This is a genomic window from Acidovorax sp. KPB24-03 (assembly GCF_057546605.1).
Genome location: NZ_BAAJYR010000010.1, coordinates 1 through 22,404, shown reverse-complemented (window position 1 = coordinate 22,404; position 22,404 = coordinate 1). Strand labels below are relative to the sequence as shown.

The 22,404-nt window shown below is 67.0% G+C and carries 20 protein-coding genes and 2 pseudogenes; 16 read left to right on the top strand and 6 right to left on the bottom strand.

Annotated features, from left to right (window positions below):
• Window positions 1–94: 94 nt before the first annotated feature.
• Complete coding sequence (locus AC27KI_RS03295; protein WP_487112565.1) at window positions 95–571, top strand: TetR/AcrR family transcriptional regulator; 477 nt, start codon at window positions 95–97, stop codon at window positions 569–571.
• Between the two features lie 5 nt (window positions 572–576).
• Complete coding sequence (locus AC27KI_RS03290; protein WP_487112563.1) at window positions 577–756, top strand: hypothetical protein; 180 nt, start codon at window positions 577–579, stop codon at window positions 754–756.
• 33 nt (window positions 757–789) lie between these two features.
• Here AC27KI_RS03290 and AC27KI_RS03285 read toward each other — a convergent pair whose 3' ends face one another.
• The 4 genes from AC27KI_RS03285 to AC27KI_RS03270 form a co-directional block, all read right to left on the bottom strand.
• Window positions 790–1,548: a DJ-1/PfpI family protein gene (locus tag AC27KI_RS03285; protein WP_487112561.1), complete on the bottom strand. Its 759-nt coding sequence runs from the start codon at window positions 1,546–1,548 to the stop codon at window positions 790–792.
• A gap of 401 nt (window positions 1,549–1,949) precedes the next feature.
• A complete protein-coding gene (locus AC27KI_RS03280) occupies window positions 1,950–3,854 on the bottom strand; it encodes a multicopper oxidase family protein (protein ID WP_487112559.1) in 1,905 nt (634 codons plus the stop codon).
• A 240-nt stretch (window positions 3,855–4,094) separates the two neighbouring features.
• A complete protein-coding gene (locus tag AC27KI_RS03275) occupies window positions 4,095–4,667 on the bottom strand; it encodes a peroxidase-related enzyme (RefSeq protein ID WP_487088736.1) in 573 nt (190 codons plus the stop codon).
• A gap of 50 nt (window positions 4,668–4,717) precedes the next feature.
• Window positions 4,718–5,554 (bottom strand): IclR family transcriptional regulator, encoded by an 837-nt coding sequence (locus AC27KI_RS03270; RefSeq protein ID WP_487088738.1) that lies wholly within the window; start codon window positions 5,552–5,554, stop codon window positions 4,718–4,720.
• Between the two features lie 113 nt (window positions 5,555–5,667).
• On the opposite strand from AC27KI_RS03270, the gene AC27KI_RS03265 reads away from it, so the two are divergent.
• The 11 genes and pseudogenes from AC27KI_RS03265 (at window position 5,668) to AC27KI_RS03215 (ending at window position 18,347) form a co-directional block, all read left to right on the top strand.
• Complete coding sequence (locus tag AC27KI_RS03265; protein WP_487088740.1) at window positions 5,668–6,675, top strand: Bug family tripartite tricarboxylate transporter substrate binding protein; 1,008 nt, start codon at window positions 5,668–5,670, stop codon at window positions 6,673–6,675.
• A gap of 48 nt (window positions 6,676–6,723) precedes the next feature.
• Complete coding sequence (locus AC27KI_RS03260; RefSeq protein WP_487112557.1) at window positions 6,724–7,632, top strand: amidohydrolase family protein; 909 nt, start codon at window positions 6,724–6,726, stop codon at window positions 7,630–7,632.
• Window positions 7,633–7,650: 18 nt separating this feature from the next.
• Window positions 7,651–8,670 (top strand): Bug family tripartite tricarboxylate transporter substrate binding protein, encoded by a 1,020-nt coding sequence (locus AC27KI_RS03255; RefSeq protein WP_317358947.1) that lies wholly within the window; start codon window positions 7,651–7,653, stop codon window positions 8,668–8,670.
• Between the two features lie 63 nt (window positions 8,671–8,733).
• The gene (locus AC27KI_RS03250) at window positions 8,734–9,420 is read left to right on the top strand and encodes an RraA family protein (RefSeq protein ID WP_284430905.1); all 687 of its coding nucleotides are present in this window, start codon (window positions 8,734–8,736) and stop codon (window positions 9,418–9,420) included.
• Window positions 9,417–10,355 (top strand): NAD(P)-dependent oxidoreductase, encoded by a 939-nt coding sequence (locus tag AC27KI_RS03245; protein ID WP_487112555.1) that lies wholly within the window; start codon window positions 9,417–9,419, stop codon window positions 10,353–10,355. The genes AC27KI_RS03250 and AC27KI_RS03245 overlap by 4 nt, the downstream gene beginning before the upstream one ends.
• A 189-nt stretch (window positions 10,356–10,544) precedes the next feature.
• Window positions 10,545–11,476, top strand: a pseudogene (locus AC27KI_RS03240) (Bug family tripartite tricarboxylate transporter substrate binding protein).
• A 107-nt stretch (window positions 11,477–11,583) separates the two neighbouring features.
• Window positions 11,584–12,543, top strand: coding sequence for a Bug family tripartite tricarboxylate transporter substrate binding protein (locus tag AC27KI_RS03235; protein ID WP_487088748.1), 960 nt, complete (start codon window positions 11,584–11,586; stop codon window positions 12,541–12,543).
• A gap of 8 nt (window positions 12,544–12,551) precedes the next feature.
• Window positions 12,552–13,454 (top strand): amidohydrolase family protein, encoded by a 903-nt coding sequence (locus tag AC27KI_RS03230; protein ID WP_487088750.1) that lies wholly within the window; start codon window positions 12,552–12,554, stop codon window positions 13,452–13,454.
• Between the two features lie 73 nt (window positions 13,455–13,527).
• On the top strand, window positions 13,528–14,457 hold the full coding sequence (locus AC27KI_RS03225) for an SMP-30/gluconolactonase/LRE family protein (protein ID WP_487088752.1): 930 nt from the start codon (window positions 13,528–13,530) through the stop codon (window positions 14,455–14,457).
• A gap of 187 nt (window positions 14,458–14,644) precedes the next feature.
• On the top strand, window positions 14,645–16,900 hold the full coding sequence (gene katG / locus AC27KI_RS03220; RefSeq protein ID WP_487088754.1) for a catalase/peroxidase HPI: 2,256 nt from the start codon (window positions 14,645–14,647) through the stop codon (window positions 16,898–16,900).
• Between the two features lie 166 nt (window positions 16,901–17,066).
• Window positions 17,067–18,347: an NAD(P)/FAD-dependent oxidoreductase gene (locus AC27KI_RS03215; protein WP_487088756.1), complete on the top strand. Its 1,281-nt coding sequence runs from the start codon at window positions 17,067–17,069 to the stop codon at window positions 18,345–18,347.
• Between the two features lie 81 nt (window positions 18,348–18,428).
• Here AC27KI_RS03215 and AC27KI_RS03210 read toward each other — a convergent pair whose 3' ends face one another.
• Window positions 18,429–19,307: a hypothetical protein gene (locus tag AC27KI_RS03210; protein ID WP_487088758.1), complete on the bottom strand. Its 879-nt coding sequence runs from the start codon at window positions 19,305–19,307 to the stop codon at window positions 18,429–18,431.
• 169 nt (window positions 19,308–19,476) lie between these two features.
• Window positions 19,477–20,022, bottom strand: a complete 546-nt coding sequence (locus AC27KI_RS03205) for a PAS and helix-turn-helix domain-containing protein (RefSeq protein WP_272569447.1) — start codon at window positions 20,020–20,022, stop codon at window positions 19,477–19,479.
• A 78-nt stretch (window positions 20,023–20,100) separates the two neighbouring features.
• Here AC27KI_RS03205 and AC27KI_RS03200 point away from each other — a divergent pair.
• The 3 genes and pseudogenes from AC27KI_RS03200 to AC27KI_RS03190 form a co-directional block, all read left to right on the top strand.
• A pseudogene (locus tag AC27KI_RS03200) lies at window positions 20,101–20,778 on the top strand (CoA transferase subunit A); the annotation flags it as partial.
• 137 nt (window positions 20,779–20,915) lie between these two features.
• Window positions 20,916–21,557, top strand: coding sequence for a 3-oxoacid CoA-transferase subunit B (locus AC27KI_RS03195; RefSeq protein WP_284400194.1), 642 nt, complete (start codon window positions 20,916–20,918; stop codon window positions 21,555–21,557).
• A 349-nt stretch (window positions 21,558–21,906) separates the two neighbouring features.
• The gene (locus tag AC27KI_RS03190; RefSeq protein WP_487112581.1) at window positions 21,907–22,335 is read left to right on the top strand and encodes a chemotaxis protein CheW; all 429 of its coding nucleotides are present in this window, start codon (window positions 21,907–21,909) and stop codon (window positions 22,333–22,335) included.
• The last annotated feature ends 69 nt before the right edge of the window (window positions 22,336–22,404 follow it).

The following is a 22,404-nucleotide window of genomic DNA, read 5'->3' as shown; positions in this document are numbered from 1 at the left end:
CGCTGGCACCCTTGCCGCCGCCACCGTTTCTGAGCACCATTCAGTTTCCAGGGCTTGGCCCTGCCGTGCCGCGTCCACCGCTCGAAAGCCGCCTTTGAAGAAATCTCCATCCCCCGACAGTTCCTCCGGCATGCGCCGCCAGCCCACGCAGGCGCGGGCGCGCCAGACCATCGAGGCCATCTTCGGCGCCACCGCCCAGATCGTGGAAAAGGAAGGCGAGGAGGGCGTCACCACCAACAAGGTCGCGCAGGTGGCGGGCTTTTCCATCGGCACGCTCTACCAGTATTTCCCCTCGAAGGAGGCCATCGTGCTGGCCATGGTGGAGCGCGAGCGCAACCGCGTGCAGCAGCAATTGCGCGAGCTGTTGGACGAGGCCGTGGCCCAGCGGCGTGAGGTGCAGGCCGTGCTGCGCGACGTGGTTCGGCTGTTGGTGGCGGCCTTCGGCACCGGCGGCCATTCGCGGGTTCGGCGCGGCATGGTGCGGCTGGGCTGGCGCATCGATCACCACGACCGCGTGACGGCCGCGCTGCGCGAAGGGGCGGAGCGCAATGCCCTGGCGCTGGCCCGCTGATCGAGGTGGGCGACACCTCGGTGCGCGCTCCCACGCCGGCCATGATGTTCGTTGCCACGCGCGCCATCATGGGCGCCATCCGCAGCGCCGCGCTGGAGGACTCGCCCCTGCTGGGCCAGCCCGCGTTCGAGGACGAACTGGTGCGCATGCTGTGGGGCATGCTGCGCGCCGACGCGGGGGATTAGCGCTCCCCCCTTCTGCTGACGTCGGCAGAGGGCTCAGGAAGAAGGCACCGCAGCCTGCTGGGGGTAGAAGATGGGTTGCGCCGGATCGCGGTGCCAGTCGTACTCGGCGGCGAGGGCGGCCGTTTCGGCCACGGCACGGCCAGCCAGGCGAGCAACCAGGTGCCAGGCCATGTCGGTCCCTGCGGACACGCCCGCCGAGGTCACGTACTTGCCCGCATCCACCCAGCGCGAAACGTTGTCCCACAGCACCGCGGGACCGAAACCCGCCACCCAGCCGAAGGCCTGGTGGTTGGTGGCGGCCGGCCGCCCATCCAGCAGGCCGGATTGCGCCAGGATGGCCGCGCCGGTGCAGACCGAAGTGACCACGGCCACGTGCTGGTCCATGGCCTGCACCCATTGCACCAAGGCCTGGACGGCTGCGGTGTCCGGGTCCATCAGCAAGGTGCCGACCCCTTGTCCGCCGGGAATCATGAGCAGGTCCAGCGGCTGCTCCAGCGCCTCGTCGCGGAACAGATCCGGCGCCACGCGGGGGCCGTTGAAGCTGGCCACCGGCGCGGGAACCGGCGCAGGGCTGGCACCGTTCGCGGCCGGCCTGCACTCGTTGGAGATCAGCACGATCTCGAACGGCAGGGCCGGCGCGTTGGCATAGGAGGTACCGATGAAGCGCGCGATGGAAAACGCCTCGATGAAGCCCCACACGTCGAGCGGCTCGAACTGGGGAAACACCAAGATCCCGATGCGTTGGGTGCGTGGAAAGGCCGTGGCAGGTGTGGAACGGGATGCTGCAGGCATGGTCATTTGGTGGGAAAGAGTTCAATGGCAAGGGCGGCTCGCCCGCACTCGTGGGGGATGCCGTCGATAGAACAACCGATCAGCAGGCATACCGGCTGCCCCGCCGGGGGCAGGGGGCATCACCTGCCAGGGAGACGAGAAACCGCTGGCTGCGCTGTGGCTGCGCCGCGGTGAAGGCGCGCAGCGGGTGCACCGCGAAGCGCGGTGATCTCCCGTCGGCCACGCGCGTTCCCGGACGGGCAGATGCGGTCGAGGTTGCCGGTGCATCCTGAAGATCAGTTCCCTCGGGGCATCAGGCCCGAGAACGGGGTGATGGCCGGCGGCGACCGCGGTTTTCAGTGCGTTTCTTTCGCTGATCATGTGGAGGTTCTCCGGTGTCGGGGGGGCGTCGGGCCTTGAGGTCAGTGGTGGCCCTTGCTGGCCCCGCCAGCGCCGTCCGGCAAGGCCACCCGCACGATCTGCATCATTCCCTGGTCTTCGTGGTCCAGGATGTGGCAGTGCAGCACGTAGTCCCCGATGTAGCGCTGGTAGCGCGTTCGCACGATCAGCGTGTACTTGCCATTGGGCTTTTCCTTGGTTGCGATGTTCTTCACCCAGAGCGTGTCTTTCCACACGCCCTTGAGCGCGCGGTATTGCGGGTCGACGGTGCCGTCCGCCTTGTCGTCGCCGTCCGGTCCGGACACGTCCTTGCCGTCCGGGTCGAGGATCTTGACGATCTGGAACGGGTTCACATGGATGTGGAACGGGTGGCTCACGAAGTCCGATTGCAGCGTCCATTCATCCACCCCGCCCAAGGTCAGCACGCGGTCGACGCGGTTCGGATCGAAGGGCTTGCCGTTCACCTGGAACTGGATCGGCTGGGCGTTCAGGTCGATGTTGAATGCGAGGGTCTGCGTGCCCGTGACTTCGCTGTCCTGCACGGTGGGGTGGGGCACGAAGCTGGTGAGCTTCAGTCCATCCTTCAATTCAGCGCTGACCTGGGCCCGCACGTCCGAGGGCAGGTTGATGGCGGCAGCGGCAGCCAGTTCCGCTGCGAGGTACGCCGAAATGTTCTGAGGAACGGGATTGCCAGGGGCGACCTTGCTCACTGTGCCCAGCAACTGGCGCGACGGGGGCGCCTGGTTCACGCTGGCCGAAGCGGGCGAGGCGGCGTCGATCACGCAGTAGCCGCCCGCCTCGGAAAACACCATCAAGGTGTCCCAGCGGTAAGCCGGCTGGTACACCGTCTGCGTGCTGGGGATCGCCGCAGCGGTGGTCAGCCCGTCGGCTGCGATCAGGTGCTGGGGCAGCGGGGCGCCCGTGCAATTTTGTTCGATGTAGGCATCGTGCTCGCTGGCGCGCAGCGCCTGTGCGCTGCGTGCGCCCGGCCGCAGCTTGCGGAACTCCAGGTTGATGGTGTCGCGCACGCCGCCATGGATGGTGCGCCAGCGTTCGATCTGCCCGGCCTTCGCGCCCTCGAAGGTGGGTAGCACCTCGCCGTTGATGCTGGTGTAGCGCCCGGAGGCCGGCCAGGACCCGGGGCCGAACTGGTCCTTGTCCTCCTTGTCCACGGCCTTGTAGTGCTCGATGCCACCGACGTCGCCTTCGTTGCAGCGGTAGGTTCCGTCCGGGTTGAACTGGATGCGGTTGTTCTTGTCGCGGCAGGCGTACTGGATCTGCTGCAGCACCAGCACCCGTTCCTTGAACGATTGGCGGGCAGTGGGCCGCAGAAGGGTGTCCACATCGCCCGTCTGCGTGGGAGTGGGCGGCCGGTCGCCGCGGATGACGAGTGCGCCCGCCATACCGCTGGCCACCTGCAGCGCGGTGGAGCCATGGCGGTGCGTGTGGTACCAGAAGGTGCCGGCGGGATGGTCCGAGGGAATGTTGTATTCGTACTCGAAGCTCACCGTTGGGTTGATGGAGATCAGCACGTTGTCGCCATTGCCTGCCGGGTTCACCCACAGGCCGTGGGTGTGCAGGTTGGTGCCGTTGAAGCAGTGCGGCGTATTGACCCCGCCGGTGAACGTGGTGTAGCTCGGGTCGGGCGGCAACTGGTTGTTCAGGCGGATGCGGATGGTGTCGCCGGGGCGGATCTCCAGCATGGGCGAGACGAAAGGCGCCTTGGGATCGACGCGGGTGCCCTGGTAGCTGCGCAGGCGCACCTTGTCGAAGCGCTGCTCGGCCGGGTTCCAGAGCTTGCCGTCGGTGTAGACGACGTTCAGGTCCAGCGAGGCTTCGTGGGACACGGCGCGCGTGGCCGGGCCCGCTGCCAGCTGGAGCCTGCGAGGCGCCTTGCGCTGCAACTCCAGCAGGGGTGGGTTGGACACCCGCCGCGAGGTGTCTGACTGGGCCTGTGCGGGCAGTGCGGCGCTGCATGCCAACGCAATGGCAAAGGCGGTTGCAGACGCAGACGCGCACGCATTCCGAAACGCGAGTTCCATGGTTTTCCTCCCCCTCTTGCGGGTATTGCAAAGCCGAGGCGGCTGCTGGCTGCAGCTCTTGCCGTGTGATTGCTTTGTCCCAGTATGGCGGAGGCGCCTGGGGCGGGTCAACGCATTTCGAGGGCGCTATTTTGGGCGCGGTACGCGGCCCATCAGATAGAACTCGGGATTGGGCTGCATGCCCGCGAAGCTGGCCATGCGGTTCGACAGGCCGAAGAATGCCGTGATGGCCGCGATGTCCCAGATGTCCTCGTCATCGAAGCCGTGGGCGTGCAGGGCGGGAAAATCCGCTTCCTCGATGGCATGCGACTGGCTGCACACCTTCATCGCGAAGTCGAGCATGGCCCGCTGGCGCGGGCTGATGTCGGCCTTGCGGTAATTGACCGCCACCTGATCGGCCACCAGCGGCTTCTTTTCGTAGATGCGCAGGAGGGCACCGTGCGCGACCACGCAGTAGAGGCACTGGTTGGCGGCGCTGGTCGTGGTGACGATCATCTCGCGTTCGCCCTTGGTCAGGCTGCCTTCCTCCTTGAGCATCAAGGCGTCGTGGTAGGCGAAAAACGCACGCCATTCGGCGGGTCGCCGAGCAAATGCCAGGAACACGTTCGGCACGAAGCCGGCCTTTTCCTGCACTTCGAGAATGCGGGCGCGGATGTCGTCGGGCAGGGCAGCGAGGTCGGGGAAGGGGTAGCGGCTCAAGGGTTGTCTCCGTTGTGTTGTGGCTGGCGCGAATGGTCGCCTGCAACTTATCACGGATGCCACTGGGTCGCGCGCATCCCGGTGGAGGAGGGGGGCGCGGAACTGCCCGCCAGCGCATAGGACAGCCGTGTGGCCGCTGCGGTGACCGTCTTGGCCAGCGCCTGCAGACGGGCTTCGGGCAGGCGTGATTCCGGCCCCGAGATGCACACCGAGCCCATCAGCCGCCAATGCATGCCGAACACGGGCGCCGAGACGGTGGCCACGCCGTGCTCCCGCTCGCCGATGGACCAGTGGTAGCCACGCTGGCGGATGTCTTCGTAGTCCGCACCAGGTTCGCCCGAGAAGGCCAGTATCACGCGGCCCGGCGAGCCCTTGTCGAGCGGCAGGCCTTCACCCATGCGGGCATGGTGGCGCAGCGCCTGTGGGCCTTCCACCCGCACGAGGCAGGTGCGCACGTTGCCTTCACGCACATAGAACGCCGCGCTTTCGCCCGTGGCCTGGGTGAGCTCGCGCAAGGCCGGCTCCAGCACGTTCTGCACGTCAAACCCCGCCTGGTAGCGCGCCCCCAGCCAGCCCGCCGCCGGCCCGAGGCGCCAGTCGCCGTCCTCGCGCTGCACCATGAAGCCGGACTGCGCCAGCGTGCGCGCCAGGCGCAGCACGGTGGTCTTGTGCAACCCGCAGCGGCGGCTCAGCTCTGCGAGCGGCAGATGCGATTCGCCCAGGGAGAACGCCTCCAGCAACTGGAGGGCGCGCGTCACGGCGATGACCCCACCGGTTTCTTTCGCCGTGGCTGAAGAGGAGGACCTCGGGGCGGCGGATGCGACCTCGCCAGGCCCCTGCGGCGGTGTGGATGAGGCGTTCGGGTTGCCGCCTATTGCGTTGCTCATGGTGCAATATGTTTCGCTGTATGAAACTATATTGTATGGGTTGAAACGTTTTCGTAAAGTCTTGGCAACGCCTGGGAACAAGGCGCGACACGCCATCACAACGGAGACAAACCATGCCAACTTTCTCGCTGACCCGGCGCGCCCTGGGCGCACCTTTGTCCATCGCCCTGCTGGGCATGGCGGTTCTGGCCTTTTCTGCCGGCACTGCGCAAGCGCAGTCCGGCTACCCGAACAAGCCAATCCGCCTGATCGTGCCGTTCCCGCCCGGCGGCGGCACCGACATGATCGCGCGCACCGTGGCGCAGAAGCTGACCGAGCAGCACAAGTGGAACGTGGTGGTGGACAACCGCCCTGGGGCGGGCGGCAACCTGGGTGTGGATGCCGTGGCCAAGTCGGCGCCCGATGGCTACACGCTGGTGATGGGCCAGACCAGCAACCTGGCCATCAACCCCTCGCTGTATGCCAAGCTGCCCTACGACCCCTTGAAGGATCTGGTCCCGGTGGCGCTGGTGTCGTCGGCCCCCATCGTGATGGCCGCGCCCGCCAACTCGCCTTACAAGACGTTCGCCGATGTGGTCGCCGCCGCCAAGGCCAAGCCGGACGGCATCACTTTGGGTTACTCCGGCAACGGCACCGTCGCCCATCTGGCCGGTGAACTGGCAGAGAACGCCGCCGGCATCAAGTTGCGCCACGTGCCCTACAAGGGCGCTGCCCAGGCCATGACCGACCTGGTGGGCGGGCAGATCGACCTGTACATGTCGGCCGTGCCCACGCTGCTGGGGCAGGTGCGCAATGCCAAGCTGCGTGCGGTGGTGATCACTTCGCTCAAGCGATCCGACCAGTTGCCGCAGACGCCCACGCTGGCCGAGTCGGGCTACAAGGATTTCGAGGCCGCTTCCTGGTATGGCGTGCTGGCCCCGGCCGGCACGCCCGCCCCCATCGTGCAGCAGTTGAACAAGGCCATCAACCAGGCGCTGGCGCAGCCCGACGTGGCGGAAAAGCTCCGCTCCGAAGGCGGTGATGTGCTGGGCGGCACCCCCGAAAAGTTCGGCGCACTGCTGAAGTCCGAAGTGCCCCGCTGGGCCAAGATCGTCAAGGACTCGGGCGCCAGCCTGGATTGACGCGGCGCCCCGCAACGTTTGATTTCCCACGCCCATCGAGCCCTCGCCATGCACCGCGAAAGCTCTGCCACGCCTGTGCGTTTCTCGGCCGGTAGCGCCGCGCCGCGCACGGTGCTGCCGAAAGACGCCTGCGACTGCCACGTGCATGTCTATGACGGCCGCTTTCCCGCTGCAGCGGGCGCCAGGCTGCTGCCGCCGGACGCCTTGGCGCAGGACTACCGCGCGCTCCAGCAACGCATCGGCACCGCGCGCACCGTGCTGGTCACACCCTCGACCTATGGCACCGACAACCGCTGCATGCTCGAAGGCCTGGCGGCGCTGGGCCCGCAGGCACGTGGCGTGGCGGTGATCGACGGCGGCGAGAGCGACGCCCAACTGCAGCACCTGCATGACGCCGGCGTGCGCGGCGTGCGCCTGAACCTGTCGCTCGGCGTATCGGGCACCGTGCAATCGCTGATGCCGCTGGCCTGCCGCATCGCACCGCTGGGCTGGCACCTGCAATTGCTGATGGCGCCGGATCTGCTGGCGGCGCAGAGCGAGGTGCTGCGCCGGCTGCCCGTTCCATTGGTCTTCGACCACTTCGGCCGCATTTCGCCGGCGCAGGCCGGGCAACATCCCGCACACGCGCTGCTGCAGGACCTGCTGCAGCGCGGACAGGCGTGGATCAAGCTGTCCGGCGGCTACATCGTGAGCGAACACCACTCGCCCGAAGACCCTGCCCTCGATGCGCTGGCCGCAAGCTACCTGCGCTGCGCGCCCGAGCGCGTGGTCTGGGGCAGCGATTGGCCCCACGCCACCGCATCGTCCGGTGCGCACCCCATGCCGGACGACGCCCGACAGGTGGATCGGCTCGTCGACTGGGCCGGCCAGACCGGCGATGCGGCCATCCTGCATCGCGTGCTGGTGGACAACCCCGCCGCGCTGTACGGCTTCACGCCGCCTTCCTCTTTCGCCTGACCCACAAGAGACAAGCCCATGACCACTTCGATCCTTTCTTCTCCAAAGGCGCGGCTCGCACGCCGCAGCCTACTGGCCACCGCAGGCGCCGCGCTGCTCGGCCCGCTGCTCACCTGCCCCGCGCTGGCGCAGGGCGACTGGCCTGCCGGCAAGATCATCACCTGGGTGGTTCCGTACCCGCCGGGCGGCAGCACCGATGTGCTCGGCCGCAATGTGGCGCAGCGCGTCGGCGCAGCGCTGGGCACGAACGTGATCGTGGACAACAAGGCCGGTGCCACGGGCACCATCGGCGCGGCGTTCGTCGCCAAGGCGCCGCCGGATGGCTACACCCTGCTGGGCACCTCCATCGGTCCCCAGGCCATCGCGCCGCACCTCATGGGAAGGCTGCCCTATGACCCGATCGGCGGTTTCGAGCCCGTGATCACCATCGGCACCATTCCGCACATCCTCGTGGTCGGCGCCAACCAGCCGTTCAGGACCGTGGCCGATCTGGTGGCTGCGGCCAAGGCGCAGCCCGGCAAGCTGGCATTCGCCTCCGGCGGCAACGGCACCATCCTGCAGATGCAGGGGGAGTTGCTGCAGCAGCAGTCGGGCGCGCGCTTCATCCACGTGCCGTACAAGGGCGACACCCCGGCGCTGCAGGACACGCTGGCTGAACAGGTTCAATTCATGTTTGCGCCTGCCGCGGCTGCATTGCCGCATGTGCAGGGGGGCAAGCTGCGCGCGCTGGCCGTCACGTCGGCGCAGCGCCTGAAGTCCCTGCCGTCCGTGCCCACCATGGGCGAAGTCGGCATGAACGACTTTGTCGTCGAGCAGTGGCAGGCGGTGTTTGCACCAGCCAAGACCCCCGCCGCCATCGTGCAGCGCCTGAACCAGGAGATCGGCAACGCGCTGAAGGACCCGGGCGTGGTCGCGCTGGCCGACAAGCTGGGCGTCACGCTGGTCGGCGGCACGCCCCGGCAACTGGGCGATCTGCAGAAGGCCGACTCCGCCAAGTGGGCCAAGGTCATCCAGGACGGAAACATCAAGGCCGAGTGAGGTCGCTGCAGGCCATTGTTTTCTTCCGTTTTTCTATTTCTTCCCAACCCCATTGGAACCACCATGAGCCAACTCCCAGAAGTCATTCGTGACATCGAGCGCGTCAGCGCCGAGGTCGTCGCCAAGGCCGCGACCTTCCAGGCCGCCATCCTGTCCGATGTGGCAGGACGCCGCGGCACCATGCATGCCCGCGTGGCGCCCGTCCACCAGGACATGAAGGTGGCCGGTCCCGCCTTCACGGTCGAAGTGCGCCCGGGCGACAACCTGATGATCCACGCGGCCATCGCGCTGGCGAAACCGGGCGATGTGCTGGTCATTGACGGCAAGGGCGACCAGACCGCCGCGCTCATGGGCACGCTGATGCTCAGCGCCTGCAAGAAGATCGGCCTGGCCGGCGTGATCGTGGACGGTGCGATCCGCGACAAGCTGGAACTGCTGGAACTCGGTTTTCCGGTGTTCAGCGCTGGTTTCAATCCTGCCGGCCCCACCAAGTACGTGCCGGGCCGCATCAACCATCCCATCTCGGCCGGCGGCGCAGTGGTGAACCCGGGCGACCTGGTGGTGGGCGATGCCGATGGCGTGGTGGTCATCGAGCGTGCCAAGGCGCCCGCCATGATGGCGCTGGCCGACAAGAAGGTGGCCGATGAGGCCGCGCGCATCGAGGCGATTGCCCGTGGCGATACGGCCTCCAAATGGCTGCCCGCCGCGCTGCGCGCCGCCGGCGTGCTGAAGGAAGGGGAATCGCTGTGAGCGCCATCCTCGTGACCGGCGCCGATCTGGCGCAGCAGGCACTCGATCTGCTTCAGGATTTCGAGGTCGTCTATGCCGGCAAGACACCCACCGAAGACGACTTGGTGGCGCTGTGTCGGCAGCATGACCCGGTGGCCATCATCGTGCGCTACGGCAAGGTGGGCGCCGCCGTGATGGACGCGGCGCCATCGCTCAAGGTGATCTCCAAGCACGGCAGCGGCACCGATACCATCGACAAGGTGGCCGCCAAGGCCCGTGGCGTAGAGGTCGTGGCCGCTGCAGGTGCCAACGCCGCGGCGGTGGCCGAGCAGGCGCTGGCCCTGTTGCTGGCCTGTGCCAAGTCGGTGGTGCAACTCGATGCCCGCATGCACGCCGGCCACTGGGACAAGGCCACGCACAAGAGCCTGGAACTGGGTGGGCGCACGGTGGGCCTCGTGGGCCTGGGCGCCATTGGCCTGCGCTTCGCCAGGATGGCCGATGCACTGGGCATGCGCGTGATCGGCTTCGATCCCTTCGCCAAGGACCTGCCGGCCTTCGTGCAGAGCGTGGACCTGGCGACGATCTGGCGCGAGTCCGACGCGATTTCGCTGCACTGCCCGCTGACCGACGATAACCGCGGCATGCTGAATGCCGCCACGCTGGCACAGTGCAAGCGCGGCGTGATCGTGGTGAACACCGCGCGTGGCGGACTCGTCGACGAAGCTGCCCTGCTGGCTGCCGTGCGATCGGGCCAGGTGATGGCGGCGGGCCTGGACAGCTTCGCCGTGGAGCCCATGGTGGCCAACCACCCGTTCCAGGGCGAGCCACGCTTCATCCTGAGCCCGCACATCGGCGGCGTGACGGGCGATGCCTACGTGAACATGGGCGTGGGGGCTGCCAAGAACCTGCTGGAGGTGTTGGCCCGCGCCCCGGCTGCCGTTGCCGCAGCCTCGTAGCCAAGACCCGAGGCTGGGCACGCCAGCGTTGCGTGTCCGCTTTTCCCCGACCGGTGTGGGATGCCGGTTGCGCCAGAACAAGAAGCCGCCGCCAGTGCGGCCCCTGACAGGAGACATTCAATGAGCGAGAGTTTCGAAACCAGAAGGCTGGCAGCGCCGGTGCGCAAGGCGCTGGCGGTTGCGCTGTGCATGGTGTCCGCCACCTTTTTCGCGCAGGCCGGTGGCTATCCTTCCAAGCCCGTGAAGCTGGTGGTGGGATTTGTGGCAGGCGGCCCCACCGACGTGGTGGCCAGGGCGTTTGCTGACCACGCCAGCCGCGCGCTGGGCCAGCCATTCATCATCGACAACAAGCCGGGTGCCAACACCATCCTGGCTGCACAGGCGGTGGCCAGCGCGCCGGCCGATGGCTACACGCTGCTGTTCGGTGCGACCAACCACACGATGATTCCCGGGCTGTACAGCAACCGGGTGAAGTTCGATGCGGTGCGCTCCTTCCGTCCGCTGTGCACGGTGGCGACCAGCCCGACGGTGCTGGTGGTCGGGCCGGGCTTGCCGATGAAGTCGTTGGCCGATTACATGGCCAAGGCCCGCAAGGAGCCCGGCCGCATCACTGCCGGAACGGCTGGCATCGGCAGCTCGGGCCACTTCGCGACCGAGATGTTCGCCCGCGCCAATGGCCTGCAGCTCAACCATGTGCCTTACAAAGGCGCCGCACCGGTGGTGACGGACCTGATGGGCGGCCAGCTCGACAGCTCCTTCGCCACGCTGGGCTCGGTCCTGCCGCAGATCCGCAGTGGCAAGCTGGCGGCGTTGGCGGTGGCGTCTCCACAGCGTTCCGGCCTGCTGCCCGACGTCGCCACCTTCGCGGAATCGGGGGTGGCAACTACTCGGCCGACGCATGGTACGGCGTGCTGGCGCCCGCCGGCGTTCCCGAGCCGGTCGCGCAGGCGCTGGAACGCGTGGCCGCTGACTTCGCCAAGAGCGAGGCTGCCGCCGAAAAACTGCGTGGCCTGGGATTGGACGCCGAGTCGACCTGCGGCGCTGCCTTCGTGGCGCGGGTCGGGCGTGAAGTGGCCACCTATACGCAGATTGCCCTCGACCTGAACCTCAAGGCCGACTGACCACCGGCGTGCCTTCCAACGCAACTGTCCTGGGCCCGGGCCGCGTGGCTCGCGGCGGGTTGCGGTTGCTTTTTCTCTGTCGCTTTGCCATTGAACCAGGAGACCTCATGCGTGCTTTTGTCATCTCCCCCCTGATCGCCGCCTGCGCCCTTGCCGCCACCGTGGCACATGCCGCTTTCCCGGACCGCCCGATCACGATCGTCGTGCCCTACGCCCCCGGCGGTGCTGCCGATGCCGTGGCCCAGGTGCTGGCCACGCGCTTGGGCGCCCGGCTGGGTGCCAGTGTGATCGTGGACAACAAGGCCGGCGCCAGCGGCACGATCGGCGCGAGCTATGTGGCCAAGGCCACTGCCGACGGCTACACCATGCTGTACGACGCCACGCCGTATTCCATCAATCCGCACCTGTTCCCCAAGATGCCTTACGCCAGCACGGCGTTGCAGCCGCTGTCCCTGGTACTGCTGGCTCCGAACGCGCTGATCGTGAAAGCCGACTCGCCCTTCAAAAACGTGAATGACCTGATCGCCAAGGCGAAAGCCGAGCCTGGCAAGCTGAACTTCGCGTCGGGCGGCAGCGGCACCGTGCAGCGGCTGGCGGCGGAGCTGTTCCGCCAGAAGCTGCAATTGGACATGGTGCACGTGCCCTACAAGAGTGGTGGCCCCGCCATTGCCGATGTGATGGGCGGGCAGGTGGACTTCATGTTCGGCACCATCGCGGCCTCGTACCCGCTGGTGTCGGGCGGCAAACTGCGTGCACTGGCGGTATCGGCCCCCCAGCGGTCCAAGCGCCTGCCCGATGTGCCCACGGTGGCCGAGACCGTCATTCCCGGCTATGAGGCCTATGAATGGAACGGCGTGTTCCTGCCTGCGGGCACGCCCGAGCCGGTGGCCGCCAAGCTGCAGCAGGCACTGGTCGAGGTACTGAAGGAAGACGAGGTGAAGCAGCGCCTCGCGGATCTGGGCGCCCAGGCGATCGGTTCCACGCCCGCGGAGTTCGTCACCTTCCTCAAGAAGGAAGACGCCAAGTGGGGCGAGGTGGTACGCAAGGGCGACATCAAACTGGACTGACGGGCACCATGCACCTGCCTGCGCTTCCCATCCCAGTGCCGCATTCCATGGGAGTGAGCCGCCCGTTGCGCTTGCTGCCCGCGATGGCATGCGACAGCCACATGCACATTTTCGATCCGCGCTTTGCACCATCGGTGCACTGGAAGCGCTTGCCCCCCGATGCACCGGTGGCTGCCTACCGTCGGCTGCAGCAGCGCCTGGGCACGGCGCGTTCGGTGGTGGTGACGCCTTCCACCTATGGCACGGACAACGCCTGCACGCTGGATGCCCTGGAGCAGCTTGGCGACACCGCGAGGGGCGTGGCGGTCGTGGGCACGGACGTGAGCGATGCCGAGCTGGAACACCTGGCCGCGCGCCGCGTGTGCGGCCTGCGGGTGAACTTCGTATCGCCGCAGTCCTGGGGTGCGACCACGCCCGAGATGCTCACCACGCTGGCGAGCCGCGTCGCGCGCCATCCGCACTGTGGTGGCTGGCACATCCAGGTCTTCGCGGATGCGGAGCAGATCGTCGCGCTTCGGCCGGTGCTGCAGGCGTTGCTCGTGCCGCTGGTGATCGATCATCTGGGCCGCATCGACCCGACGGAAGGCCCGTCCGCGCAGGCCTACGGCGTGCTGCGTAGGCTGCTCGACGGGGGCAACACCTGGGTCAAGCTCTCCGGCGCCTACATGCGTTCCACGGTGCGAGGCCCGAGTTACGCCGACACGCTGCCTCTGGGCCGCGCGCTGGTGCAGGCCGTGCCCGAGCGGCTGGTATGGGGCAGCGACTGGCCCCACACCACCGAGCCGCCCGGCACGGTGAACGATGCCGATCTGGTGGATCTGCTGCACGCCTGGACAGGGTCGCAGGCCGCGGCGGTGGACCGCATCCTGGTGGACAACCCTGCGCAGCTGTACGGGTTCGAAGCCGTCTGAAAATCGCATTCCGTTTACCGCCCTGGCCCAGGATTTCGCCGGGACGGGCCCTTTTTCAAAGAAAGCCGATCCCATGTTCTTGCTACAGGCCCCACAGGTCCGTGAACTGGAGCCGTTCACCTCGTTGCCCGATGCGTTCCGCCGCCGGGCGCGCAGCGCATGGGCCGATGCCAACCGCGGCGGCACCATCACCGATTCATTCCTCGAAGGCCCGGTGTTCGATACCGCCGGCCACCTGTATGTGACCGACATTCCATGGGGGCGCATCTTCCGCATCGACCCGCAGGGCGGCTGGAGCCTGGTCGCCGAGTACGACGGCGAACCCAATGGCATGAAGTTCCTGGACGCCGGCACGTTGCTCATCACCGATTACAAGAACGGCCTGGTGCGACTGGATGTGGCGAGCGGCACCATCACGCCTTATCTGGAGCGCCGAAACAGCGAGCGCTTCAAGGGCGTGAACGATCTGGTGTTCGATGCCGAAGGCAACCTGTACTTCACCGACCAGGGGCAAAGCGGCCTGCACGACCCGTCGGGCCGCCTGTACCGCCTGCGTCCGAACGGCCAGCTCGATCTGCTGCTGAACAATGTCCCCAGTCCCAACGGCGTGGCACTGTCGCCGGATGGCCGCGTGCTTTACCTGGCCGTGACGCGTGGCAACTGCGTGTGGCGCGTCCCGCTGTTGCCCGACGGGAGCGTGGCCAAGGTGAGCCAGTTCTTCACCTCCTACGGCCCGAGCGGCCCGGACGGACTGGCGGTGGATGCGCTGGGCCTTTTGCTCGTGGCCAATCCCGGTCTTGGCTGGGTCTGGGTACTCAATGGCCGGGCCGAGCCGGTGCAGGTGCTGCGCGGTGTGCCGGGAAGCTCCACCACCAACTTGGCGTTCGGCGGTGCGGACCTGCGCACGCTGTATGTGACCGACTCCACCCATGGCCGCATCCTGCGCGCCGGAATGGAGGCATCGGGGCTGCCGCTGCACACCGGCGCAGCGCTCGACGGCTGATCCTGCCAGAGCAAGGAGCAGGGCGGGGAGAGCCATACGCCCGCCGCTTGCCGCGCGCTTGTTGGCGAGGGCTCGGGTGCGGCTGATCATTTCGAAAAACTATTCCAGGCATGTGATTAATTGCCTTTTCCGGCGGGAGTCTTTTCTCTAGCATTCACCCATCAATCAGCCGCAAGAGGAATGCCCCATGAGCCAAGAGACCAAGTGCCCGTTCCATGCCGCCGCCGTCAATGGTGGAACCCTCAACAAGGACTGGTGGCCCAACCAGTTGCGCGTGGACCTGCTGCATCAGCATTCGTCCAAGTCCGACCCCCTGGGCAGCAGCTTCAACTACGCCGAAGAGTTCAAGAAGCTCGACTACGAAGCCCTGAAGAAAGACCTGCGCGCGCTCATGACCGACTCGCAGGACTGGTGGCCGGCCGACTTCGGACACTACGGCCCGCAGTTCATCCGCATGGCGTGGCACGCCGCCGGCACCTACCGCACGGGCGACGGCCGTGGCGGTGCGGGCCGTGGGCAGCAGCGCTTCGCGCCGCTCAACAGCTGGCCCGATAACGTCAACATCGACAAGTCGCGCCGCCTGCTCTGGCCCATCAAGCAAAAATACGGTCAAAAAATTTCCTGGGCCGACCTGCTGGTGCTGACCGGCAACGTCGCGCTGGAAACCATGGGCTTTCGGACTTTCGGCTTCGCCGGCGGCCGTGAAGACACGTGGGAACCCGACCTGGACGTGTACTGGGGCAGCGAGAAGACGTGGCTGGGCGGCGATGCCCGCTATGGCAAGGGCACTCCCGGCGACGGCACCTTGGTGGCCGACCCCGCCATGCACGGCCAGGAAACCGACCGCACGGACAGCCAGGGGCGGAACCTGGAGAACCCCCTCGCCGCGGTCCAGATGGGCCTGATCTATGTGAACCCGGAAGGCCCCGAAGGCAATCCCGACCCGATCGCCGCCGCGCACGACATTCGAGAAACATTCGGCCGCATGGCGATGGACGACGAGGAAACCGTGGCCCTGATCGCCGGCGGCCACACCTTCGGCAAGACCCATGGGGCCGGTGCCGCCGACCATGTGGGGGCTGAGCCCGAAGCCGCAGGCATCGAGCAGCAGGGCCTGGGCTGGGCCAGCAGCTTCGGCTCCGGCAAGGCCGGCGATGCGATCACCAGCGGCCTGGAAGTGACCTGGACCACCACGCCCGCGCAGTGGAGCAACAACTTCTTCGAGAACCTGTTCAAGTACGAATGGGAACTCACCAAGAGCCCGGCCGGCGCGCACCAATGGCAGGCCAAGAACGCCGAAGCCATCATTCCCGACGCGCACGACCCCACCAAGAAGCGCATGCCGACCATGCTGACCACCGACCTGTCACTGCGCATGGACCCGGCCTATGAAAAAATCTCGCGCCGTTTCCTGGACAACCCCCAGGCCTTCGCCGAAGCCTTCGCGCGGGCCTGGTTCAAGCTCACGCACCGCGACATGGGGCCGCGCGCGCGCTACCTCGGCCCCGAAGTGCCGAAGGAAGTGCTGATCTGGCAAGACCCCGTTCCCGCGGTGGACCATCCGCTGGTCGATGCGTCCGATGTGGCGGCCCTCAAGGCACAGGTCCTGGCCTCCGGCCTGTCGGTGTCCGAACTGGTGGGTACGGCCTGGGCTTCGGCATCCACCTTCCGCGGTTCGGACAAGCGCGGCGGGGCCAATGGCGCCCGCATCCGCCTGGCGCCGCAAAAGGACTGGAACGTCAACCAGCCGGCGCAACTGGCCCGGGTGCTCCAGGTGCTTGAAGGCATCCAGAGCGACTTCCATCGCGGCGCCGCAGGGGGCAAGCGCATCTCGCTGGCCGACCTGATCGTGCTGGCAGGTGCGGCGGGCGTGGAGCAGGCGGCCAAGAGCGCGGGCGTCGAGGTGACGGTACCGTTCTCCCCGGGCCGCACCGATGCGCGGCAGGACCAGACCGACGTGGAATCGTTCGCAGTGCTCGAGCCCGTGGCAGACGGTTTCCGCAATTACCAGAAGCGCCGCTACAGCGTGCCTGCCGAGGTGCTGCTGATCGACAAGGCCCAGCTGCTGACGTTGACTGCGCCCGAGCTGACGGTACTGATCGGCGGGCTGCGTGCGATCAACATCAATGCCAACGGAACCCGCCACGGTGTCCTGACCGCAACGCCTGGCGCGCTCACCAACGACTTCTTCGTCAACCTGCTCGACATGGGCACAGAGTGGAAGGCATCGGCCCAGGACGCCGGGGTGTTCGAAGGCCGCGACCGCAAGACCGGCGAGGTCAAGTGGACCGGCACGCGCGTGGACCTCGTGTTCGGCTCCAACGCCCTGCTGAGGGCGCAGGCCGAGGTGTATGCCGGGGCGGACGCCAAACGCAAGTTCGTGGACGACTTCGTTGCGGCCTGGACCAAGGTCACCGAACTCGATCGCTTCGATCTGGCCTGACCTGCCGCGTCGGCTCTGCTGAGCCGGCGCGCTTTCTCCGGGAAAAGCCCGTGGCTTCGACGCCGCGGGCTTTTTCGCATCCGCGTGCGGCAAAGGAGCCCTTTTGGGCGCGGGGAAGGCCTGCGCGCCCTAAACTTGCTGCATCGCACAAAAAGCGGGAGATGGAATGCATTTCGACATCGTGATCGTTGGCGGCGGCGCGGGCGGCCTGGAATTGGCGGCACGCCTCGGGCGGGGCCTGGGGCCCCGGGTAGGGCGGGAAAAGGTGCTGCTGGTCGACCGCAGCCCGTTCCACATCTGGAAGCCCACGCTGCACGAGGTGGCCGCCGGCACGCTCGATGCGCACCAGGAAGGGCTGTCCTACACCGTGCTGGCCCGGCGCAACCATTTCAGTTTTGCCATGGGCGAGATGGCGACCCTCGACACCGAGCGCAAAGGCATCACCTTGTCGGAGATTCGCGATGCGCAGGGTGAAGCCGTGGTGCCCCGGCGCACCGTGAGCTACACGCGCCTGGTGCTGGCGATCGGCAGCGGCTCCAATGCCTTCGGCACGCCTGGCGTGGAGCACGCGTACCTGCTGGAGAACGTGCGCGATGCGCAGCGTTTCCATGCCGACTGGCTGGCCGCGTGCGCCCGTGCCTCTTTCTCCGAGAGCCGTGCGCTGGGCGTGGCCATCGTGGGCGGTGGGGCGACCGGGGTGGAACTGTCGGCCGAACTGCTGGAGGCCCATGCCGAACTGCAGGAAAGCATGGGCGATGGCCAGCGCTTTCGGCTCGACATCACGCTGGTGGAAGGCGGCCCGCGCATCCTGGGCGGCCTGCCCGAAAAGATCTCGGCCCAGGCCCGGCTGGCGCTGGAGCGCAAGCAGGTCAACGTGCGCACCGGCACGCGTGTGACCGAGGTGCGCCGTGGCGCGCTGGTCACCTCCGAAGGCAGCATTCCCGCCGAAATGATCGTGTGGGCCGCGGGCATCAAGGCTGCTGATGCCAATGCCCGCATGGGGCTGGCCGTGAACGGTCTGAACCAGTTCGTGGTGGACGACCGCCTGCGCACCTCGGTGCCCGGCGTCTATGCATTCGGCGACTGCGCCGCCTGCCCGTGGGAGGGCGGCAAGACCGTTCCGGCGCGGGCCCAGGCCGCGCACCAGCAAGCCGACTACCTGGCCAAGGTGCTCGGCGCGATGCTGCGCGAGCGCGAAGTGACCGAGGCGTTCGTGTACCGCGACTTCGGCTCGTTGGTGTCGTTGGGCGATAACAAGGGCGTGGGCAACCTCATGGGCGGCCTGATGGGACGCAACTTCTTCGTGGAAGGCCTCATCGCGAAGTGGATGTACATCTCCTTGCACTTGAATCACCACCGGGCCATCCTGGGCCTGGGCAAGACGGCTGTGCTCGCCCTGGCGCGGCTGCTGCAGCAGCGCGTGTCCGGACGGCTGAAGCTCCACTGAGCGCGTGGCTGCAAGGAGCTGGGCAGGCATGCCGGTTCCGACCCGGCCGCCCGCCACCGTCCTGCGGCCCGCTTGCGCGCCTTACTTGGGGGTATAGGTGATCTTCGTTACCTCGTAAGTCGAGGGCCTGCCGTTGGAGCTGGACGTGGCGATCTTGATCGTCCGGCCCTGGTAAGGGCCTTCTGCGACCACCCAGGTCTGGAAGTTGGCCACGACGCGCCCGGTCGGCCCCACCGTGACGAAGTCGTTGTTGAATTTGCAAACGTTGAAGGTACCCATCGCGGTCTGCAGCGACTCCCTGCCCACGTACGTGAACTGGTCTTCCACGGTTTCCGAATAGGAGCTGGGCGCCGAGCCCGCCTTGGGCACGATCGTGAACTGGTTCTTGTGGTCCCGCTGGACGGTCTGGCCGGGCTGCATGTCCAAGGGCGTGGACACGGGTGGATCGTAGACCTGCGTCAGTACCTGGGTGGACGTGTCGGATACGACGCCGTACGCCAGTTCGCTGCTGGCCGTGCGGTCGCGGAACAGCCGGTTGTTGCCCAGGGAGCCGGTGGACTGCGGCGTGAACATGACCGGTTTCGCGCCGGCGAAATCCTGCCGGCCTCCGGTCGTCGTGGTGCTGGTGGTCGTGAGGTCGGGTTGCCCGTCCATCTTCGTGAGGCCCTCTTCGACGAGCACCGTCCCTTCGTTGAAATCCGCCGCGTTGTAGCAGGCGGCGGAACTCCCGCTCGAAGGTGCGGGTGCGGGCGTGGGGGCAGGTGCTGGAGCGGGTGACGGTGCCGGCGATGGCGATGGCGATGGGGCTGGCGTGGGCGCTGGAGCTGGGGTGCCGCCGGGCGGCGTGGTCACATCGCCCCCACCTCCACCACCGCCGCATGCGGTCAGGGAGGCGGCGGTCAATGCGGCGAGGGCTGCGAAAGCGGCGGTAGCGCGGAATGAATGGAAACTGGTGGGCATGGGGTCTCGGGATGGGTCGCCGCTCCGCGGCGCCGCGCACCATGCGCCGCACCGCCGGCTGGCAGGTTGGGGTGTGCAGACGGTATCCGTGGCCTCCTTGCCGCGGTACCCCACCCAGGGAGCGCAGATGAAAGCAAGTGTTAGTAGGGGTATCCCTGATTGCCGGCCGTCATCCTGCCATCAGCTTCTGCACCAGGTCGGCCGCTGTGGAGGCTGCGTATTTGCGCATGAGGCGCGCGCGGTAGATCTCCACCGTGCGGTGGCTGATGTCGAGCGCGCGGCCGATCTCCTTGGAGGTCAGGCCGTCCAGCAGCCGCGCCGCCACCTCGCGCTCACGGCCGGTCAGTTCAGCCTTGACGGACCGCTGCGAGCTGAGGTCTTCGAAACTCCAGATGCCCGATTCATGAGGAGCCTCGCGGTTGAGCGCCCGGCCCGAGACATGGCACCAGAACACCTCGCCGCTGGCCCGCTTCATGATGCGGTTGTCGGCATAGTGGCCCCGCGCATTCAGGATGGGCTCCATGTGCTTGCCCAGGCGTTCGTATTCATCCGCGCTGGGATAGAGAATCCGGAAGGACTGGCCGATCAGCACCTCGCGCGAGGCGCCGAACATCTCGCACACCTGGCGATTGCAATCGACCATGGTGCGGTTGCGCGAAATGACCAGACCCACCGGGGCCATTTCGAAAGCAAGGCGGTAATCGGCGACATCCATGGAAGTATTTAGGGAGAACTACGTAGCGGGGTACGTAGTATCGTAGCGGCCATCCAACCTGATGTTGAGGAGTCTCCAATGAACAAGCTTTTTCCCACCGCGGCCGGGGCGCTCAAGGGCGTCGTGGCCGGCGGCCAGATGCTGGCCGTCGGCGGCTTCGGGCTCTGCGGCATTCCCGAGGCGCTGATCGACGCCCTGCGCGACAGCGGCGTCAAGGACCTCACCGTCATCTCCAACAACGCCGGTGTGGACGGCTTCGGCCTCGGCAAGCTGCTGGAAACGCGCCAGATCAAGAAGATGATCTCTTCCTACGTGGGCGAGAACAAGGAATTCGAGCGCCAATACCTCGCCGGCGAGCTGGAGCTGGAATTCACGCCGCAGGGCACGCTGGCGGAGAAGCTGCGGGCGGGAGGCGCCGGCATTCCGGCCTTCTTCACCAAGACCGGCGTCGGCACCATGGTGGCCGAGGGCAAGGAACTGCGCGAATTCGACGGCGAAACCTATGTGATGGAGCGCTCGCTGGTGCCCGATGTGTCGCTCGTCAAGGCATGGCGCGCCGACAAGTCCGGCAACCTGCAGTTCCGCCTGACCGCGCGCAACTTCAACCCCGCGGCCGCCACGGCCGGCAAGGTCTGCATCGTCGAGGTGGAAGAGGTCGTGGAGACGGGCGACATCGCGCCGGACGATGTGCACCTGCCCGGAATTTACGTGCACCGCATCGTGCACAACCCCAACCCTGAAAAGCGCATCGAAAAAGCGCACCGTGACCGCCGCGCCCGTCGATGTGGCCGCTGCCAAGGTCGAGGCCCAGGCCGTGATCGCGCAGGCCGCTGCCACCAGCGAAGCCGTGCCCACGGTGACGGTGCCCGTCAACAAGAAAGAAGGAGCCTGAGATGCCCTGGACCCAAGACCAGATGGCCGCGCGCGCGGCACAAGAACTCGAAGACGGCTTCTACGTGAACCTGGGGATCGGCATCCCCACGCTGGTGGCCAATTTCACGGGGGACAAGGAAGTGTGGCTGCAGTCCGAGAACGGCATGCTGGGCATCGGCCCGTTCCCCACCGAAGACGCCGTGGACGCCGACCTCATCAATGCCGGCAAGCAGACCGTCACCACCATCAAGGGCTCTTCCATCTTCGGCAGCGACCAGTCGTTCGCCATGATCCGGGGCGGCAAGATCAACTTGTCGATCCTTGGCGCCATGCAGGTGAGCGAGAAGGGCGATCTGGCCAACTGGATGATCCCCGGCAAGATGGTCAAGGGCATGGGCGGTGCGATGGACCTGGTGGCCGGCGTCAAGCGCGTCATCGTGCTCATGGAGCATGTGGCGCGCAAGAAGGACGGCACCGAAGACCTCAAGATCCTGCCCCAGTGCACGCTGCCCCTCACCGGCGTGGGCGTGGTGGATCGCATCATCACCGACCTGGCCGTGATGGACGTCACGCCCAAGGGGCTGCAGGTGGTCGAACTCGCGCCGGGCGTGACTTTCGAAGCGCTGCAGGCCAAGACGGGCGTCACGTTGCTGCCGGCCTGAGGCTGTCCTGTCGGCACGCCGTACAGGGCGCGCAGCCGGCCCGGGTCTCGATGGCCCCCGGGCTTTCCTGTGGGCCGCCACAGGCAACCGCCATGAGCGCTGCCGAAGCCCGGGGCAGGCCGTTGCTAGCACAGCAATGGCCTTCTTTGAATAGGTGAAATCGGCTAAATGTCAGCACAAGTAACAGCGCGGCTGATATGCTGGCCCATTGCCGCGCGCGCCAGACGGTCGTCTGCGTGTGCTGAAACCTCATCTGTGAAGGACCTGCCATGCTGTCGACCCCCGCTTCCGCTCTCCCCGCCATGCCACGGGTGCCGCCGCCAACGCAGCGGAGTACCTCACCTTCCGTCTGGGGCAGGAGGAATACGGCATCGACATCCTGCGCGTGCAGGAAATCCGCTCGTACGAGCAACCCACCCGCATGGCCCACGCGCCGGACTTCATCAAGGGCGTGATCGATCTGCGCGGCGTGATCGTCCCCATCGTCGATCTGCGGCTGAAGCTGCGTTGCGCGCAGGCCGAGTACACCGATTTCACGGTCGTCATCATCCTCAACGTGGGCGGCACGGTGATGGGCGCCGTCGTGGATGCGGTGGCCGACGTGGTTCCCCTGCAGGCTGAGGCCATCCGGCCCGCGCCGCAGTTCCAGGGCGAGGTGGACTCGGCCTTCGTGACCGGCATTGCCAGCGTCGGCGAGCGCATGCTCATCATGATGGACATCGAATCCCTGCTCAGCAGCGCCGAGATGGGGCTGGTGCGCTCGGCTGCCGTGGCGTAACCCGCTGCCAAGGTCAGTAGCGTTTGCTATATTTTTTGTAGCGATATGCCCTAGTGGATATTGTGCTGG